Annotated in this window: 18 protein-coding genes; 7 read left to right on the top strand and 11 right to left on the bottom strand. The window is 69.9% G+C overall.

The window, feature by feature from the left end; all coding sequences use genetic code 11:
- Positions 1–370: 370 nt before the first annotated feature.
- Entirely contained in the window at positions 371–1,087 is a 717-nt protein-coding gene (locus tag ACZ7SW_RS44170; protein WP_470236348.1) for an LON peptidase substrate-binding domain-containing protein, read from the bottom strand.
- 43 nt (positions 1,088–1,130) lie between these two features.
- Positions 1,131–1,784, bottom strand: a complete 654-nt coding sequence (locus tag ACZ7SW_RS44165) for an NUDIX hydrolase (protein WP_470236350.1) — start codon at positions 1,782–1,784, stop codon at positions 1,131–1,133.
- A 134-nt stretch (positions 1,785–1,918) separates the two neighbouring features.
- Here ACZ7SW_RS44165 and nadA point away from each other — a divergent pair, with 134 nt between their 5' ends.
- The 4 genes from nadA to ACZ7SW_RS44145 all read left to right on the top strand — a co-directional run bounded on the left by nadA (position 1,919) and on the right by ACZ7SW_RS44145 (position 6,700).
- Positions 1,919–2,929 (top strand): quinolinate synthase NadA, encoded by a 1,011-nt coding sequence (nadA, locus tag ACZ7SW_RS44160; RefSeq protein ID WP_470236347.1) that lies wholly within the window; start codon positions 1,919–1,921, stop codon positions 2,927–2,929.
- On the top strand, positions 2,926–4,578 hold the full coding sequence (locus ACZ7SW_RS44155; RefSeq protein ID WP_470236346.1) for an L-aspartate oxidase: 1,653 nt from the start codon (positions 2,926–2,928) through the stop codon (positions 4,576–4,578). The genes nadA and ACZ7SW_RS44155 overlap by 4 nt, the downstream gene beginning before the upstream one ends.
- Positions 4,575–5,468 (top strand): carboxylating nicotinate-nucleotide diphosphorylase, encoded by an 894-nt coding sequence (nadC, locus tag ACZ7SW_RS44150; protein ID WP_470236345.1) that lies wholly within the window; start codon positions 4,575–4,577, stop codon positions 5,466–5,468. Before ACZ7SW_RS44155 ends, nadC begins: the two co-directional genes overlap by 4 nt.
- A 62-nt stretch (positions 5,469–5,530) precedes the next feature.
- Positions 5,531–6,700 carry a S8 family serine peptidase gene (locus tag ACZ7SW_RS44145; RefSeq protein WP_470236344.1) on the top strand — a complete coding sequence of 390 codons (1,170 nt, stop codon included), beginning with the start codon at positions 5,531–5,533 and terminating at the stop codon, positions 6,698–6,700.
- 149 nt (positions 6,701–6,849) lie between these two features.
- Here the strand turns inward: ACZ7SW_RS44145 and ACZ7SW_RS44140 are convergent, their stop codons facing one another.
- The 6 genes from ACZ7SW_RS44140 to ACZ7SW_RS44115 all read right to left on the bottom strand — a co-directional run bounded on the left by ACZ7SW_RS44140 (position 6,850) and on the right by ACZ7SW_RS44115 (position 10,955).
- Positions 6,850–7,227, bottom strand: a complete 378-nt coding sequence (locus ACZ7SW_RS44140) for a hypothetical protein (protein ID WP_470236343.1) — start codon at positions 7,225–7,227, stop codon at positions 6,850–6,852.
- Positions 7,224–8,501 carry an alpha/beta hydrolase gene (locus tag ACZ7SW_RS44135; protein WP_470236342.1) on the bottom strand — a complete coding sequence of 426 codons (1,278 nt, stop codon included), beginning with the start codon at positions 8,499–8,501 and terminating at the stop codon, positions 7,224–7,226. Before ACZ7SW_RS44135 ends, ACZ7SW_RS44140 begins: the two co-directional genes overlap by 4 nt.
- Positions 8,498–9,820 carry a WXG100 family type VII secretion target gene (locus ACZ7SW_RS44130; RefSeq protein ID WP_470236341.1) on the bottom strand — a complete coding sequence of 441 codons (1,323 nt, stop codon included), beginning with the start codon at positions 9,818–9,820 and terminating at the stop codon, positions 8,498–8,500. The genes ACZ7SW_RS44135 and ACZ7SW_RS44130 overlap by 4 nt, the downstream gene beginning before the upstream one ends.
- A complete protein-coding gene (locus ACZ7SW_RS44125; RefSeq protein ID WP_470236340.1) occupies positions 9,817–10,200 on the bottom strand; it encodes a hypothetical protein in 384 nt (127 codons plus the stop codon). The genes ACZ7SW_RS44130 and ACZ7SW_RS44125 overlap by 4 nt, the downstream gene beginning before the upstream one ends.
- Positions 10,201–10,297: 97 nt before the next feature.
- Entirely contained in the window at positions 10,298–10,597 is a 300-nt protein-coding gene (locus ACZ7SW_RS44120) for a hypothetical protein (protein ID WP_037809581.1), read from the bottom strand.
- 16 nt (positions 10,598–10,613) lie between these two features.
- On the bottom strand, positions 10,614–10,955 hold the full coding sequence (locus ACZ7SW_RS44115; RefSeq protein ID WP_093576046.1) for a WXG100 family type VII secretion target: 342 nt from the start codon (positions 10,953–10,955) through the stop codon (positions 10,614–10,616).
- A gap of 213 nt (positions 10,956–11,168) precedes the next feature.
- On the opposite strand from ACZ7SW_RS44115, the gene ACZ7SW_RS44110 reads away from it, so the two are divergent.
- Entirely contained in the window at positions 11,169–12,140 is a 972-nt protein-coding gene (locus tag ACZ7SW_RS44110) for a hypothetical protein (protein ID WP_470236339.1), read from the top strand.
- 64 nt (positions 12,141–12,204) lie between these two features.
- On the top strand, positions 12,205–13,686 hold the full coding sequence (locus ACZ7SW_RS44105; protein ID WP_470236338.1) for a class I adenylate-forming enzyme family protein: 1,482 nt from the start codon (positions 12,205–12,207) through the stop codon (positions 13,684–13,686).
- 232 nt (positions 13,687–13,918) lie between these two features.
- Here the strand turns inward: ACZ7SW_RS44105 and ACZ7SW_RS44100 are convergent, their stop codons facing one another.
- Positions 13,919–14,623: a S1 family peptidase gene (locus tag ACZ7SW_RS44100; protein ID WP_470236337.1), complete on the bottom strand. Its 705-nt coding sequence runs from the start codon at positions 14,621–14,623 to the stop codon at positions 13,919–13,921.
- 63 nt (positions 14,624–14,686) lie between these two features.
- Complete coding sequence (locus ACZ7SW_RS44095) at positions 14,687–15,361, bottom strand: hypothetical protein (RefSeq protein WP_470236336.1); 675 nt, start codon at positions 15,359–15,361, stop codon at positions 14,687–14,689.
- 71 nt (positions 15,362–15,432) lie between these two features.
- On the opposite strand from ACZ7SW_RS44095, the gene ACZ7SW_RS44090 reads away from it, so the two are divergent.
- Complete coding sequence (locus ACZ7SW_RS44090; RefSeq protein WP_470236335.1) at positions 15,433–15,870, top strand: WapI family immunity protein; 438 nt, start codon at positions 15,433–15,435, stop codon at positions 15,868–15,870.
- A 58-nt stretch (positions 15,871–15,928) separates the two neighbouring features.
- On the opposite strand, the gene ACZ7SW_RS44085 is transcribed toward ACZ7SW_RS44090, so the two are convergent.
- The gene (locus tag ACZ7SW_RS44085; RefSeq protein WP_470236334.1) at positions 15,929–17,812 is read right to left on the bottom strand and encodes an FG-GAP-like repeat-containing protein; all 1,884 of its coding nucleotides are present in this window, start codon (positions 17,810–17,812) and stop codon (positions 15,929–15,931) included.
- Between the last annotated feature and the right edge of the window lie 3 nt (positions 17,813–17,815).

The following is a 17,815-nucleotide window of genomic DNA, read 5'->3' as shown; positions in this document are numbered from 1 at the left end:
GGTGCTTGTCAAGGCGGGAAAGATGCCTTGACAAGCACCTCCGCGCCGTGTTTTTGGCTTCGTATCGGGGTGCGGGGGTGGTGTGGGTGCATGGTTTGCTGGGTGCGCTGGTGCGGTTTTTAGGCGGTGGCTAGTGCGCCAATGTGGCGTTGGGTGTATCTGATCTGGCGCACCGAATTCCACGTTGTGTGGGTGCGTGCGATGCGTTCGGTGCGACGTTGGGCATCGCGGCGACGGTGGGCGGGCCGTGAAGGGTCCCTGAGGGAATCCAAGTCCGTGAAGGGGTCCCTCACGACGTGTCGCTGGTCGTGAGGGGAGCCCTGAGGGAATCAGGGGATGTGGGGGTGGCCCTCACGGAACGGGGGCGGAGTCAGTTCAGGTCTGAGGGTTTGGTGAAGGTCGCCAGTTCGGTTGGCGGCAGGGGGACCGCGCCCAGGGTTTCCAGGAAGCCTGCTTCTCTGGTGAGCAGGCGGCAGACTATGCGCAGGCGGCGCAGCGGGTGGGTTTCCTCCAGCAGCAGCTGACGGTCCTCCAGCGGGAGGAGGCAGTCGGCGGCTAGTTGGTAGGCGAGTTCGCCCAGGTCGGCGTCGTCGTGGGGTGGGTGCCAGTCGTCTGCGTGCCAGGCGGCTTCGCAGTATCGCTCGTGGGCGGCTCGGGCTACCTTGGCCAGTTGGCGGGCCGTCGACTCCGCTGTGGTGGGGATGGGGTCGTCGGGGAGCCAGTCCACCACGGCCATCAGGTAGGGCGCGGACGCTCGGTGCAGTTCGCGCAGGCGGAAGCGGCGTGCGGCTCGGGTGACCACGTCGTAGCGGCCGTCCGGGAGGCGTTTCGCTTCGCGCAGGATCGTGCTGCAGCCGACGCTGTACACATGGTCCAGACCACTGACCTCGCGGACCAACGGGGCGCGCAGGGCGACCACGCCGAACTCGTGTTCGGGGACATTGCCGGTGACGAGGTCCGCGGTCAGCTGCCGGTAGCGCGGTTCGAAGATGTGCAGCGGCAGGTGCGTACCGGGGAGCAGCACTGTCTGCAACGGGAACAACGGCAGGGTCGCCGTCCCGCTGGGGCACTGCTCTGGCTCGGTCACGCGGTCCACGGTACGGGCTGCGGAGCGCCGCCGCAGTTCGTGTTTACCGCCGCGGAGGGGGTTTCAGGACCGCGAAAGGGTCGGTGATGTGCATGTCTTTCGCGGCAAAAGAAAACAGCGCCGCAGGTCGTCCGCCTGCCCGGCCGGGGGCGGCGGTGTGTCCGGTGGGGACGAGCAAACCACGCCGTTGGAGCACACGTTGCAGGTTCGTGGCGGACACCTTGTAGCCGAGTGCGGCGGAGTACAAACCGCGCAGTGCGGAGATGGTGAATTCCTCTGGGGCCAGTGCGAAACCCAGGTTGGTGTAGCTCAATTTCGACCGCAGGCGGTCGCGGGCGCGCAGCACGATGGCCTCGTGGTCGAACGCGGTGCGCGGCAGTTTGTTCACGTCGTGCCACTCGGTGTCTTCGGGGACTGCGGGGTCGACGTCGGAGGGGACCAGGCCCAGGAACGCGGTGGCTACCACTCGCGGGCCGGGAACGCGGTCTGGTGCGCTGAAGACGGCTAGTTGCTCCACGTGCTTCAGCTGGCGGACGTCCACCTTCTCGGCGAGCTGGCGGCGGATGGAGGTTTCGACGTCCTCGTCGGGGCGCAGCCGGCCGCCGGGGAGCGACCAGCGGCCCAGGTGCGGATCGAGCGCTCGGCGCCACAAAAGCACGCGCAGTGTGTCCGAGCGCACTTGAAGGACTGCCGCCAGAACCTCGTGGGCTAGGGGGGCTTGGGTGTTAAGATGGCTTCGCACGGTTTTCGATTATAAGGCGAAAACCGGGATGGGGAGGAACCGGGGTCGATCCGGTTCCGAGGCCGGCGATTCTCGAGAGGGCCGAAGACATGACCACCACGCTTGACCAGGATCTGACCCCTTACGGCGGGGTCGAGGCGAACGCGGATTGGGCGGCCCGCGTGCGGGAGCTCGCCCGCAAGCGCGACGCGGTGCTGCTCGCGCACAACTACCAGGTCCCGGAGATCCAGGACATCGCGGACTTCACCGGCGACTCCCTGGCGCTCAGCCGCATCGCGGCCAGCAGCGACGCGTCCACGATCGTCTTCTGCGGCGTGCACTTCATGGCCGAGACGGCGAAGATCCTGGCTCCGGAGAAGACGGTGCTGATCCCGGACGCGCGGGCGGGGTGCTCGCTCGCCGACTCCATCACCGGCGCTCAGCTGCGCGAGTGGAAGGCCGAGCACCCGGGCGCGGTGGTCGTCTCGTATGTGAACACGACGGCCGAGGTCAAGGCCGAGACGGACATCTGCTGCACCTCGTCGAACGCGGTCGACGTCGTCGCTTCCATCCCGGCTGACCAGGAAGTTCTCTTCCTTCCGGACCAGTTCCTCGGCGCACACGTCAAGCGCGTGACGGGGCGCGGGAATATGCACATCTGGGCCGGGGAGTGCCACGTGCACGCCGGGATCAACGGGGCCGAGCTGGCCGCGCGCGCCGAGGAGAACCCCGACGCCGACCTGTTCATCCACCCCGAATGCGGCTGCGCGACCTCGGCGCTTTACCTGGCCGGCGAGGGCGCGGTGGCCCCGGAGCGGGTCAAGATCCTGTCCACCGGCGACATGGTGCACGCGGCGCGCGACACCAAGGCGACCTCGGTGCTCGTGGCCACCGAGATCGGGATGATCCACCAGCTGCGCAAGGCCGCGCCGGAGATCGACTTCCGCGCGGTGAACGACCGGGCGTCGTGCCGGTACATGAAGATGATCACCCCGGCCGCGCTGCTGCGGAGCCTTACCGAGGGCGCGGACGAGGTCCACGTCGACCCGGAAACGGCTTCGCGGGCCCGCGCCTCGGTGCGGCGGATGATCGAAATCGGGCAGCCTGGCGGTGGGGAATGAGCGGCCTAGTTAACGCCGATGAGGCGAAAACCTCACCGGATCCGCGCTGGGAGGCACGGGCCGATGTGGTGGTGATCGGCAGCGGCGTGGCCGGGCTGTCCGCGGCGCTGCGGGCCCGCGAACTCGGGCTGCACGTGCTGGTCGTGACGAAGGCGGCGGTCGCTGACGGCAACACGCGGTGGGCGCAGGGCGGCGTGGCCGTGGTGCTCGACGGCGAGCGCGACGAGGGCGACACGGTCGAGAAGCACACGGCCGACACGCTCACCGCCGGAGCCGGGATCTGCGACGAGGCGGCGGTGCGGTCGATCGTCGGCGGCGGTCCGGCGGCTGTCACCGAACTGCGGCACAACGGCGCGGTGTTTGACCACAGCTCGGGCGGGCTGCTGTCGCGGGCTCGCGAGGGCGGGCACAGCGCGTTCCGGGTGATCCACGCGGGCGGCGACGCGACCGGTGCCGAAGTCGAGCGCGCGTTGGTCGCGCAGGCCGGCGAACGGCGGATTCCGGTGCTGGAGCACCACATCGCGGTCGACGCGCTGCGCACGCCCGCGGGCGAGGTGGCCGGAGTGACGGTGCTCGACCGCAACGGGGTGCCGGGTGTGGTGCGCGCGTCCGCGGTGGTGCTGGCCAGCGGCGGGTTCGGACAGCTGTACCAGGCGACGTCCAATCCGGAGATCGCGACTGGCGACGGGCTGGCGCTCGCGTTGCGCGCCGGGGCGACGGTGGCCGACATCGAGTTCGTGCAGTTCCACCCGACGGTGCTGTACACGCCGGGTGCGCGCGGGCGGTGTCCGCTGGTGACGGAGGCAGTGCGCGGCGAGGGCGCGACGCTCGTGGACGGCGCGGGAGCGTCGGTGATGGCCGGGGTGCATCCGCTTGGCGATCTCGCTCCGCGCGACGTCGTGGCGGCGGCGATCACTCGTCGGCAACTGTTGGCTCCCGGCGGCATCGACGATCACGTTTTCCTTGACGCCACTGGCATTTCCGGGTTCGCGAAGCGGTTCCCGACGGTGCACGCGGCGTGCGCGGTGCTCGGTATCGACCCGGCGATGGACGCGATTCCGGTGACGCCCGCGGCGCACTTCGCGTGCGGCGGCGTAGTGGCCACTGTGGACGGACGGTCGAGCGTGCGCGGGTTGTACGCGGCGGGCGAGGTCGCTCGGACCGGGTTGCACGGGGCGAATCGGCTGGCGTCCAACAGTCTTCTCGAAGGGCTGGTCGTCGGGCAGCGGACCGCGGAGGCGGTCGCCGCGGATCTGGCCGCCGGATTGCTGCCGGATCCGTCGCGCGGCCGGCTTCCGGAAAGGACAGTCGCGCCGACGGCGGAACGTGATGTGCTGCAACGGGTGATGAGCCGGTACGCGGCGATCGGCCGGGACGCGGACGGGCTCGCGGCGGCGGGTTCGGCGCTCGATTTGTCGACAACGGACAGTCCGTTGTGGACGCACAGGTCGGTTGAAGACGCGGCGCTCACTGTGGCGGCGCAGGCGTTGCTCGCGGCGGCGGAGCGGCGGACGGAATCACGGGGATGTCACGTGCGGACGGACTTCCCCGAGCGGGACGAGGGGCTGCGGCGGAGTCAGCTGATCCGGCTGAGCCCGTCGGGACAGCCGGTATTGGTCGAGGCGACGTCGTTGGAAGGGGTGGCATGAGCGGGGAATTCTCCGAATCGGTCGTGCGGTCGCTGGTGGTGGACGGATTGGACGTCGCCGATGTGCGGCGGGTCGTGACCACCGCGCTGGAAGAGGATTTGCGGTACGGGCCGGACGCCACGACGGCGGCCACGGTTCCGGCGGACGCCCGCGCGGTGGCGGAGCTGACGCCGCGCGTCGCCGGTGTCGTGGCCGGGATTCCGGTGGCGCTGGCGGTTTTCGACGAGGTGCTCGGTGCCGATTGCGAAGTGGTCTCGATCCACGAAGACGGCTCGCCCGCCGTCCCCGGGGAGCCGGTGCTCGTGCTGCGCGGTCCGGTGCGTGGGTTGCTGACCGCGGAGCGCACGGCGTTGAACCTGTTGTGCCTGCTGTCCGGAGTGGCGACGGCGACCGCGGCGTGGGTGTCCGCGATCGACGGAACCGGTGCTGCGGTAAGGGATTCGCGCAAGACGACGCCGGGGTTGCGGCTGCTGCAGAAGTACGCGGTGCGGTGCGGCGGCGGCGTGAACCACCGGATGGGCCTCGGCGACGCGGTGCTGATCAAGGACAACCACGTGGTCGCGGCCGGTTCGGTCGGCGCGGCGCTGGCGGCGGCGCGGGAACACGCGCCGCAGCTGCCGTGCGAGGTCGAGGTGGATGACTTGGCCCAGTTGGACGAGGCGCTGGCCGCCGAGGCGGACGAGGTGCTGCTGGACAACTTCACGCCGGAGGAGTGCGTGAAGGCAGTCGCGCGGCGCGACGAGGTGTCGCCGAAGACGCGGCTGGAGTCGTCCGGCGGGCTCACGCTCGACCGCGCGCGGGTGTACGCCGAGTCCGGTGTGGACTACCTTTCCGTCGGCGGGCTCACGCATTCCTCGCCCGCTCTCGATCTCGGGATGGACCTGCGATAACCCTGTCGCCGCGGCCCGCTCTCCACTAGAATCTCCTTGTCCGACAAGGGGAGGGGGCCGCGGTGCGGGGAATTGCCGCCGGAGCGGTGGCCGCGCTCGTGGCGCTCGGCCTGCCCATCACGGCGACCTCGGCCGGGGCGGCCGCGTGCGCGAATCCGTCCGACCCGTACACCGGGCCGGTGCCGTGGGGCCAGCGGCTGGTGAACCCGCCGCGGCTGTGGGCGCTGACCAGGGGCGAGGGCCAGACCGTCGCGGTGATCGGCACCGGCGTCGACAAGCAGAACGCGCAATTCGGGCCCGGCCAGGTGCTCGGCGGCGCGGGCACCGCGGATTCCGACTGCGACGGCCGCGGCACGATAGCCGCGGGCATCGTCGGCGCGCAGCCGGCGAATCAGACCACGTTCACCGGGGTCGCGCCCGGGGCGAAGCTGCTTCCCTTGCGCTACACCGAAAGCAACGGTTCGTCCTCGGACGGCGGCGGGGATCCGGGCGCGCTGGCCGGGGCGATCGACACGGCGGTCGACCGCGGCGCGGGAGTGATTCTCGTGGCGGTCCCGGCGGGTTCGGACAGTCCGGCGCTCGGCGCGGCGCTCGACCACGCGAAGTCGCGCGGGGCCGTGGTGATTTCGGCCGCGGCGGCCACTCAGCAAGGGGCGCACACGTATCCGACCGCTTCGAAGGACGTGCTCGCGGTCGGCTCGACGGACGAATCCGGCGCGCCGGTGCAGACCGAAGCCGGGGATTACCTCGGAATCGCCGCGCCAGGCGCGAATCTGGTGAGCACGTCGGCGGGCGGCGGGGGCGCGGTCGCGCATCGGTGGCCGATCACCGACCCGAGCCTGGCCGCGGCGTATGTCGCCGGGGTGGCGGCGCTGGTTCGTTCGGCGCATCCGGAACTGAAGGGCGAGCAGGTGGTGAACCGGTTGCTGCTGACGGCTTCCCGCCCGCCGTCCGGGGCGCACGATCCGCGCCGGGGCTGGGGAATGCTCGACGCTTACGCCGCGGTGTCGTCGACGTTGCCCGCCACCGCGCCCGGTCCGAGTGCGGTGGCGGTGCGGTCTGAGCTGCCCGCGGTGGTTCCGGCCGCTGCGCAGGCCCGGCCGACGTCGGATGTCGCGGCCGGAGTCGTCGCGGTGGGCGGGGTCGCGGTGGCGGCTGCGGCGGGGATCGGGGTGGCGGCGTTCCGGCGGGGTCGGCGGCGCGGGTGGCGGCCGTCGCGGTTTCGGGCCTAAGCGCGTTGGTGGTGGCCGGGCCTCGTGCGCGCGGAAGTCGCTTCTAGCCGGATTGAGCGCGGCGGCTGGGGCTCGTGAGCGGCGATCGCGGTTCTGACCGGATCGGACACTCACGAGACAGCGGGGGCTCGTGAGCGGCGATCGCGGTGCTAACCGGGATCAACACTCACGAGGCGGGTCGAGCCGATGATCGCCACCCCGCGCCCGTCGCGCGCGATGTGCACGCTGAAATCCGCGCCCTCACGGGAAAACCGCCCGATCACTTCGCGGTAAGTGCTGCGGTCGTACGATTCCCAGCCCGCCGCTTCCAACGTCGGCCGCACCGCTTCGCCCAGCACCCGCAAAGCGCCCGGGCTGTCCTCCAGCCGGACCCCGTACTGCCAGCACACCGAATGCCCCGGCTGCGCGGGATCGCAGTCCAGCTCGCCGTCCACTGTGGGCACTGCGCGCGAACCGAACGCCGCGGCCACGCTGTCGATCACGTTCGTCAGCTCGGCGGCCAGATCCTTCAACTCGCGCGTGATCACGGCAGCACCGCCGGAACCGGCACGGGCGCTTCGGTGACGTGGCCGCCGGTCAGCACGCCGTAGATGTTCTCCCACGAATCCGAACCCGGTTTGAGCACGCCGCTGTGCGAGGACAGGCCCCATTGCACATCGCCCGCGGCGTCGCGGCCGGTGATGAGTTCGGTGACGCCGGGGAAGGTGTCCGGGTCGGCTCCGTGGCCGATGCCGGTCCATTCCAGTGCTCCGGCGTTGCCCTGGGCGAGGATGATCGGGTCCAGCGGGGCGGTCATCGAGTACCGCTGCACGCCGGCTTGGCTCGGCGGCAGGTCCGCTGGGCTCCATACGCCGTGTCCCATGCCCGCCGACTCTACGTGCAGCACCCGGTCCACTGGCAAGCCTTGCTGGTCAGCGAGCCCGACGGTGGCGCCGCCGTAGCTGTGGCCGATCGCGGTGATCGTGGCCGCTCCGCCGGTCTGGGAGTCGACCTGGCCGCGCAGTTCGTCGCCGAACGCCTTGAGGTTCGGGGCCATCGTCTGCGCGTAGCTGGCTTCGGAACCCTCGGTGGTGACGTTCTGCGGGAACACGCCGTCGGCCCAGACGACCATCGCGGTCCGGCCGCTCGGATCGGCGGCGACGAGACTGCGGCCGAGGTCGGCGTAGGACTGGAAGGTGTCCATCCGGGTGTGCACGCCGGGCACGAACAGCCCGACGTTGCGGGTGCCCGGCTGGATCGAGCCGACCAGTTCGGCGATCCGGCCGTTGCCGGACGGGTCGAACCGCAGGATCTGCCGGTGGTCGTCGAGAATGCTTTGGTACAAAGCGATTCGCCGCTTCGAGCGGGCGATGGCGTCCGGATCGGACAGTCCGGCCAGGCGGGTCCGCTCGGCGGCGAGCGCGTCGGAAACCTTCATCCGGTTGGCCGCGATGGTTCCGGCCCAGCCTCCGCTGCTGGCGGATTTTCCGGCGGAGGGAACGGGATCTTCGGGCAGCAGCGAGCGGTACATCGCCGCCACCTGCTCGTCGGCGCGCCGATATCCCGCCGAAGACGCGGTGAGGCCGTCGCGAAGAACCTGGACGCGAACGACGCGCTGGTCGACGTCCCCGGCGAGCGCGCCGAGCGTTTTCGCCAGCCCGGCAGCACATCCGGCCGACGCGGACACCTGGCCGAAGGCCTCGGCGGGCACTCGTTCGCCCGCCACGGCCTGCTGCGCGGTCCGGAGCGCGCCGGCGCGAGCGTCCAATTCGGACGCCGCGCCGGCGAGTTTCGCCGGGGCGACCCGGTAGCCGTCGGTCACGGCTGGTCGGTCGGCTCTTCGCCGATGACCGAGGGCGCGACCGGGGCCTGCTGGCCCCACACGTTCTCGGTTTCGACGAGCCACGCGGGAATCCGCCTGCCGGAGCCCATGTCGCCGCCCGCTCCCATGCCGCCCATCGGCATCATGGGCATCATCGGCATGGCGCTCTTGGCCGCCGCGCCCGCCGCTCCGGCGGCACCGCCCGCGAGCCCGCTGAGGACGTTCGACTGCGCGTTCCCGGCGAGCCCGGAGTGCGCGGCCGGAGCTTCCCCGGCGCCGCTGAGGCCGCCGCCGGACGGGATGCCGCCGCCGTCGATCGACGGCGCGCCTCCGCCGCCGACCGGGATCCCGCCGCCGCCCCCGCCCTCGGGACCGGCTCCGCCGCCGAGCTTCATGCCCGGCGGGGTGTCCTGCTCTTTGTCCTTGTCGCTCTTGTCTTTGTCCTTGCCCGAGGCCCACGGCGGAACCTTCGGCATGATCGAGCCGAAGCGGCCGAACGCGGCGGCGGACGCGGCCGCGAGACCGGCGGTGAACATGTCGCCGAACAGCGGGCTGCCCGGCGTCTGTGCCGGATGCCCGGGCTGGGAGCCGGGAACCTGCGTGCCGTCGGTGGGCAGCGGGTGCGAGTCGACCGGAGCGCCGACCGCGGTGCCGCCGTCCGGGCTGTTGCCGATCGGGCCGGTGGTGCCGCCGGTGGAAGCGCCGCCGCCGGGAACCGGCTTGGGCGGCGGGGCGGCCGCGTTCGGCGAAACCGGGATCGCGTCCTCGGCGGTGTCGTAGTTCGTCGCGAGGTTGTTCATCACGACGATCGCCTTCGCGTGCGCGGAGCCGGCGGCGTTGGCGGCCTGTTGCTGCGCCTCGACGTTGGCGATCGCCTGCTGCCGCTGCTGGGTCGCGGCGACGACGGTGGCGGGCGGGGTGTCCGGCGGAAGCAGCGGCGGGTTGACCGCCAGCGCGACGTCGGCGGGGGAGACGTCCGGCACCGCGACTGGCGGCGGCATCTCGGTTTTCGCCTTGACCAGCGCGTCCGCGGCGTCCTCCAGCATGTCGCGCATGCCCTGCGCGGTGACCGCGACCTTGCGGATGCCGCCGACCAGGTCGGTCATCATGGTCCGGTACTGATCGGCCGCGCCGCCGGTCCACGAACTGGAGAAGTCGGTGAGCTGGTCGGACAGGTTCTCGGCCTGGTCGTACAGCCCGCGCGAGGCCGAAGCCCACTGTTCGGCCGCGGAGCGCGCGGTGGTCGGGTCGCCCGCCTGCAGCATCGCGTAGAGCTGCTGGTGGGTGTAGCCGGCGAAATTGGTGCGAGGCCCGCTCATGCCTTCTTACCCCCTGGAGAATCGAGGCCCAGCAACGAGAGAAGCGGGTCCAGCAGACCGGTCTGCTGACCCGATTGGTGCAGGTCGCCCGCGACCGACTGGTCGGCCTGGGCGTATCCGTCGGCGACGGTGGTGGTGACGTCCTGCGCGAACGAGATCGCCCCGCGGACCTGCTCCAGCAGGCCCTGCATCTCGGCGACCGCGGCACGGTGGGCGTCGGCGAGCGAAGCGGCTTCCCCGAACTCCCCGAACAGCAGCGGATGCTCCCCGAGGGTGCGCAGGAAGTCGTTCGGCCGGGACATCGCGTGGATCTGGGTTTCCAGCTCCCGGACGAAGTCCGTCAGCGATTCCAGGTGGACGTAGTACGACTGGTCGGGCATCGGCCGGTGACCTCTCGTGCGGCAGGACGCGGGAAAGCCGGCCGTCCGGAGCGGGCGGGGGGTGGTCCCGCCCCGGACGGCCGGCGTCGGGGCCGGATCAGGCGAACAGGCCCTGGTTTCGGTTCTCCAGCTGGTGCTGGAGATCGTGGGCGTCGCCGACCTTGGTGCCGAACTGCGCGATGATCGCGACGATGTCGGCGGTCGCCTGGCGGAGCCGGGTCTCGGACGCGCGCGCCGCTTCACCGGCGGAGCTGCCCGAGGCGTACCAGGTCTGGGTGATCGGCTGCAGGTTCTGGTGCAGCTGCTCCAGCTGGGAGGTCAGCGCCTTCGCCTTGGCGGCGAGCGACGCGGAGCTGTGCTGCAGGGCTCCGAAGCTGATTTCTACGACGTCAGCCATGGTGTCTTGTCCTCTCTCAGGGGTTGAGGCGAGGGATCACGTTGCCCTCGACGGTGTGGCTGACGCTCTGGAAGCTCTGGTGCACGTCGGAGTCGCCGGAGTTGTAGTTCGCGTGGCTGGTGTGCACCAGCTGCGACATGGTGTCGAGCTCGCGGACGGCGGCGGTCATCTTCTCCTGGAGCCTGCGCTGCAGGTCCCAGAACGCGACGGCCTGGTCGCCCTTGTAGTTCCGCAGCGTCTCGGTCAGCTCGGACTCCAAGCTGGCCATCGTCGTCTTCGCGCTCGACGCGGTCTCCTCGAAGCCCTGGACGGCGCGCGTCATGGCAGCTGAATCTGCCTGGAATCCCGGACTGGACATCTGACGGGCCACCTCCTTCCCTCTCGTGGAAAATCCCGGTGCGCGGCGGGCCGCGCGGTGTGAATGTCACGCTAGAAAAAGAGCGGGTCCGGTCAAACGGCACAACTGCCGGTCGCTTTGACGGCACTATTACCCACAGGTGGGGCCCGCCCTACCCCGGAGACGGGGGACGACGCCAGTGCCGATCCCCCCGCTGAGCACCAGGCTGGCCCCATGACTTCCTGGGGATTACGACTGTTCCGGCTGCATCGCCCGCTGGGGGTGCTGGCCGGGGCGATGGCGGCGCTGCTCGTCGTGTGCGGGTTCGGGCTGCTGCTGGATGATCGCACGCTCGTCAACGCGCCGCTGTGGGCCAAACCGTTCAAGTTCGCTGTTTCCGTGGCGTTGTACGCGCCGACGCTGGCGTGGCTGTTGTCGCTCGTGAAACGCGGCCGCCGGGCCGGCTGGTGGATGGGCACGGTGTTCGCGGTCAGCATGGGCACGGACATGGCGCTGCTGGTGTGGCAGGTGCTCGTCCAGGACCGTCCGCTGCACTTCAACCACGCGACGCCGGCCGACGTGACGATCGGCAACATCCTGGCCACCGGAGCGTTCACCGCGTGGGGCGCGACCGCGGCGGTGGTCGTCCTGCTGCTGTTCCAAAAGCTGCCGGACCGCGCGCTGACGTCCGCGCTGCGGTGGGGAACCGCGCTCGCGGCCGGCGGGATGGGACTGGCGCTCATGATGTTCTCGGCCAGCCCGGCGCAGCAGCGGGTGCTGGACGGCGGCGGGACGCCGTCGATGATCGGCGGGCACACGATCGGTCTCGAGGACGGCGGGCCCGGGTTGCCGCTGCTGGGGTGGAGCACGGTCGGCGGGGATCTGCGGATCACGCATTTCGTGGGGATCCACGCGATTCAGGCGTTGCCGCTTCTCGCGCTCGCCCTGGTCGCGTTGTCCCGGCGGTATCCGGTGCTGTCGAACGAACTTGTGCGGCGCCGGCTGGTGTGGACGGGGGCGGCCGGGTACGCGGGGGTCATCGCGATCACCGCGTGGCAGGCGATGCGGGGGCAGTCGATCGTGCGGCCGGACGTCTGGACGCTTGCCGCGACGGCGGGGTTGATCGCGGTGGTGGCGCTTGGTGCGGTGCTGGCGGTGCGGCCCGCGGGCGTTCCCGATGAACGGCATGCGCTGAGGGGATTCTGAGATCTGTCCGGTACCTCTTGCCGGGCCAGCCGGCGGTCGGCTGGTTCGGCGGGAGGGCGGGGTTGTGACATTTCCTCAGGGGTTGCTGGATTCGTTGCGACGGGAGCCGGACGGGGTGGCGTTCGAGCACGGGGAGCGGCGGGTTCGCCGGGGAGAGGTGCTGGAGCTCGTCGGGCGGTTCGTGGCGGGGTTGCGGGCGGCTGGGGTGCGGGCCGGGGACGGCGTGGGGATTGCCGCTGGGGTGACGCCGGAGGGGTGGGCTGCGCAGGTGGCTGTGCAGACTCTCGGGGCTCGGGCGGTGGGGGTGCGGGCTGGGCTGCCGTCGGCGCATCTTGCCGCGGTGCTGGACGGGGTTGTTGTGGTGGTGACTGATGGTTCGTTTCAGTTGCCCGGGGTTCGGGTGTTGCGTATTGGGGCGGAGCTTCTCGCCGAGTACGAGGAGCCGGTGCCTTGTGGGGCGGCTGGGGATATCGGGTGGGTGGTGTTCACCAGCGGGAGCACCGGGGTGCCTAAGGGGGTCGCGTATCGGTTTGATGCGTTGGGGGAGTTCGGGTTGGAGCAGCGGGCTGGGGAGTCCGAAGGGGAGTATCGGCGGTTTTTGCTGTTCGGGACTTTGAGCAGTGCGGTGATGGTGTTGCATTTGCAGGCTTGTTTGCTTGCTGGGGGGACTGTGGTGATTCCGGTGGGGGTGCCGGATTTTCCCTGGGTTTTGCCTCGGCTGGGGATTACTGCGGCGTTGGTTACGGTTCCTCGGTTGTATCGGATGCTCGATGTGTTGCGGCGGGAAAAGGTTGATCTTTCCGGGGTGCGGATGCTGACTGTGGCCGGGTCTCCGGTGGAGCCTGGGTTGCTGGCGGAGGGGTTTGAGCGGATCGGGTCTGCGTTGCGGCAGGGGTATGGGCAGACTGAGACTGGGAAATTGACTGTTTTGGATGCTGCGGATGTGGCGGGGGATCCGGGGGTTGTCGGATCGGTGGGGTTGCCTGTCGAGGGGGTTTCGCTCGAGGTGCGCGACGCTGCTGGGCGGGTGGTTCCGGTGGGGGTTTCCGGGGAGGTTTTCGCTCGTACTTCACGGGCTTTCGCGGGGTATTGGGGGGATCCGTCGTTGAGCCGTTCGGTGTTGGTGGACGGGTGGGTTCGGACGCAAGACATCGGGCGGGTGGACGAGCGTGGGTTTTTGTATTTGACCGGGCGGTCCCGGGATGTGGTGATTGTCAATGCGGTGATTCATTACACCGGGCCTATCGAGCGGGTGATTGCCGCGCAGCCCGCTGTGGACCAGGCGTATGTGGTGGCGGTGCCGGATGAGCGGACTGGGGAGGCTGCGCATGCGTTTGTCGTTGCTGCGCCTGGGGGTGTGCCGGATCCGGGGGAGTTGAGAGCGGCGGTTGCTGCGGAGCTGGGGGAGGGGGCGGTTCCGGCTTCGGTGACTGTGGTGGGGGAGGTTCCTGTTGCGGAGTCTGGGAAGCCGGATAAGGGGGTGTTGCGGGAGATTGCTCTTCTCGGCTCGTCGCCTGGCGGCGACGTTGCGCCTCGTTCTCGGTAGGGGCACCCCGAAGCCTATTGTGCTGACGGTCGGCGGGTGCTTGTCAAGGCGGGAAAGATGCCTTGACAAGCACCCGCCGACCGCAGGGGAGGCTTCGTATCGGGGTGCAGGGTGGGGGGTGGCTGCTTGGGTGGGTGCGGGAGGTGTGGGGGGTGTGGGGGTGTGGTGAAAGACGTGAAGGGCTCCTTGAGGAAATTGCATTTCCTCAAGGAGCCCTTTGTGCGTTTGTGTGTTACACGCCTGCGGTTTGCTTGATCCAGTCTCGGCTGTTGGCGACGCTGGCGTAGTTCTGGGTGCCGTGTTCGTCGCTGCCGGAGTTTTCGCCGGTGGAGCAGACGCCTACCTGGACGCCGTCGGCCAGTTGCGGGCCGCCCGAGTCGCCGTGCCAGGAGGAGCCGGTGACGCCCTTGCTGGCGATTGCCTTGCCGTTGAAGGCGTCCGTGCTCTCGCCGGTCACCTGGACGTCCGCGGTCTTGAGGGTGTCCGACGGCGGGCTCTGGTCCTTGGTGCGGCCCCAGCCGTAGATCTGGTTGGTGGCACCGTTTTCCGGGTCCTTGTCGGCGAGCTTCATGAACGTCGTGTCCACTGCGGACTTCAGGTGCAGCAGGGCGATGTCGCCGTTGGGCGAGGCCTTCTGCTCGTCGACCGCGGCTTCGGTTCCCTTGCCCAGAGAGACGTCGCCGACCTTGACGTGCATGCCGCCCTTGTTCAGGCAGTGTTGTGCGGTGAGCACCCACTGCGAGGCGATGATCGTGCCGGAGCACTCGAAGCCGCCGTAGTCGGTCACGTCGTCCCAGAAGATCTGGGCGCCCCACGGGGCCGACTTCACGGTGTCGCCGCCGATGATGTGCGTGTCGGCGCTCGCCGGGATCGCTGCCCCGGCTCCGAACGCCATCGCTGCCCCTGCGACGACGGCCGCCGCTTTCGCGTAACGCATGGAAAATCCCTCCGCCTCGGTGGTGATTTCCCGACCGTAGGCGGCATCTGGAAATCTGGTAACCTACGGAAGTCGGTCTTCGATCCACGTTTCGCGGAGGGTGCCGTCCGGGTCAAGACGCCGGTGGCGGGTCTCGGATTGCTCCGGACGGGTGAGTGCGGCGATGGCGGCTTCCTGCTGAAGGTGCAGCGCGTGCACGGCGACGCGGAGTTCGCGGATCCGGCCGCGGACCCGGAGCCGGGCTCGCCAGGGGTGCCAGAGGACGGCGAGCAGGAGGCTGGTGGTTTCGGCGCGGTACGTCTGGGCGAGTTGGTCGGGGATGTCGTCGGGGATGTCGCCGAGGCGTCGGTCGACGGTTGCTACGACGGCGCTTTCCAAGACGCGTTCGTGCGCGCCGCCGGCGAAATCGGCGACTCGGCGGGGGATTCCGGCGACCAGGACCGCGATGAGCAGTTCGGACAGGGCCTCGTGGAGGGCGCGGTGGGCGTCCGTTCCGTCTTCGAGGACGGCGACGATGCCGAGTGCGTCGGCTAGGGACTTCCGGCTGGCCGCGGTGTTCGGAGGCAGGCCGATCCGGATGTCGTGCACGCCGCCGGAGATCGCGCAGGTCGCTTCGAGCCCGCGGTATACCTCGGCGCGGAGCTGGCGGCGTTCCTGGACCTTGGCGAGGTAGTTCGTCAGCGCGGCGCCGACGACGCCTCCGCCGGTGGTGTAGGCCAGTTCGACCAAGCCGGGCATCGGGGCTCCCTCGCTCGTGGACTGCTTATGCTGGCAGTGCGAGCGGCACGCGAGAGCTATCGGGGAGTGGGATGCAGACGGTGACGTTCGGCGCGGCTCGCGGCGACCGGCTGGTGATCGCGGTGCGCGGGCGGATGCATCCCGGCGCAAACGATTTCTGGGACGGGAACTGGCTGATCAGCCCGATCGAGATCGTGTCCGGCGGGTTCACCGCGCGGCTGGACGCCGGGTTGCGGGCCAACGAATTGCAGGCGTTTCGGCAGGAGCTGGCTGCCTGCCCGGAATCCGGGGGCAGCGCGCGGCTGACGTCGCTGGAGGACTGGCTGGACCTGACCGTGACCGTCGAGGCGGACGGGTGGGTCGAGGCGGAGGGCGTCGCGGTCGCGGATCATTCGAGCGGGAACCGGTTGCTGTTCCGGATCGAGGGGATCGCGTACGCGCAGCTGGCGGAGGCGGTGGCGGCGTTGCTCGCCGCGGAGGAGGAGTTTCCCGTACTGGGGCTTCCGTAACGCCGTGAGGGGAACCCTGAGGGAATCTGATTCCCTCAGGGTTCCCCTCACGGACTGTCTACAGTGCGGTGATCGCTCTCGGGGCGGGGACTTCGTTGTTGAACGCGAAGTTGTCGTGCCACTTCACGCTGATGCCGGTGAACTGGCCACCGTCGGAAAGGGACACGAAGACGTCTCCGGCGGAGCCTCGGGTGAAGGTGGCGATGTCGTCCTTGCCGTCGCCGTTGAAGTCGCCGATGGCGGGGATTTCGTCGTTGAAGGCGAAGTTGTCGTGCCATTTGACGCTGGTGCCGGTGAACCTCGTGCCGTCCGACAGCGCGACGAAGACGTCCCCGGCGGCCCCGCGGGTGAAGACGGCGATGTCATCTTTGCCGTCGCCGTTGAAGTCGCCGATGGCGGGGATTTCGTCGTTGAAGGCGAAGTTGTCGTGCCATTTGACGCTGGCGCCAGTGAACTTCGACCCGTCCGACAGCGCGACGTAGACATCCGCGGTGTCGCCTCGGGTGAAGGTGACGATGTCGTCCTTGCCGTCGCCGTTGAAGTCGCCGACCATCGGGACCTCGGCGCCGAAGCCGAATCCCGTGTGCCACACCTGGGCCGGGCCGAATTTGGTGCCGTCGGAGAGTGCGACGTAGACCGCGCCGCGCGTGGTGAAGGCGGCGATGTCGTCCTTGCCGTCTCCGTTGAAGTCGCCGACTGCGAGGCGGTCGTCGTTGTGGCCGAAATCGTCCTGCCACAGCACGCCGTTGCCGTTGAACTTGGTGCTGTCCGACAGCGCGACGTAGACGTCGCCGGTGTCGCCTCGGGTGAAGGTGGCGACGTCTGCCTTGCCGTCTCCGTTGAAGTCGCCGGTCAGCGGGATCTCATCGCCGACGGAGAACCGGTCGTGCCACTTGACGCTGCGGCCGACGAACTGGCCGCCGTCCGAGTTCGCGACGAAGACGCTGCCTTCGCTGCCCCGGACGAAGGTCGCGATGTCCGCCTTGCCGTCGCCGGTGAAGTCGGTCAGCGAGCGGTTCCCGGTCTTCGCGGTGAAGGCCGGGCTGGCGACGCCGGTCGAGGAAACGACCAGGTACGACCAGTTTCGCCGAGCGGCGGCGGAGTGCACCAGCGACGTTTCGGCGGTAGTGCCGACCAGTTGTTCCGGCACCGCCTTGGCCGGCCCGGCGGAGTTGGCGTAGACGGAGTAGGTCGCGTTGTCGGACGCGGCCAGCGGGGTCCACGACACGGTCACGCCGTGGCCGACCGCCTTGGCCGAGCCGACGATCGTCTGCTGGTGGATCCAGCCGGTCAGGTCGTCGACGCGGGCGCCGTTCGTGCCCTGGCGGGTCTGGGTTTCGCCGAGACAGCCGTGCTGCCACGACGCGCCCGCGACGGCGACGGCGACGTTGTCCTGACTGTAAACCGGGCCGCCCGCGTCACCCTTGCACGCGTCGGCACCGTTGGCTCCGGTGAGGGAGACCGACGTCGCGGTGCTGGCCGAGACGGTGAACTTCGCGACGCTGGCATCGGCCGGAAGCCATTCGGTGGACGTCCGGCCCCAGCCAGCCAAGGACACCTCGCCGGCCGGGATCCCCGCGGTGGCAGGGAGTTTCAGCGGGGCGGCATCGGTGATCGTGGTGTCGAGCCGGGCCAGCGCGACGTCGCGGTCAGTCCGGGTGATCAGCGCGGCCACCTTGGCGGTGTGCCCGCCGACGGTGACGGTGGTCGGCTTCGTGGGCGTGCCGCCTTGGGGGTTTTCGGGGAAGCAACTCGCGGCGGTGAGGACCAGCGTGGGCTCCACGAGCGCGCCGCTGCAGGCGCGTCCGTCGGCGGTGAGCTTGGCCGCGAAACTCAGTTTCGCTGTGGTGCCACCGGAAACGGCCGACGCGGGCAGCGCGGTCGCCAGACCGGCCGCCGCGACTACGGCCGCGACCGCGGCGGATTTCGAGCGCAGGTTCATGGT

It is taken from the genome of Amycolatopsis sp. NPDC114484 (genome assembly GCF_055633755.1).
Note: the sequence above shows the minus strand (reverse complement) of the source record. Positions and strands in the feature narration are given on the sequence as shown.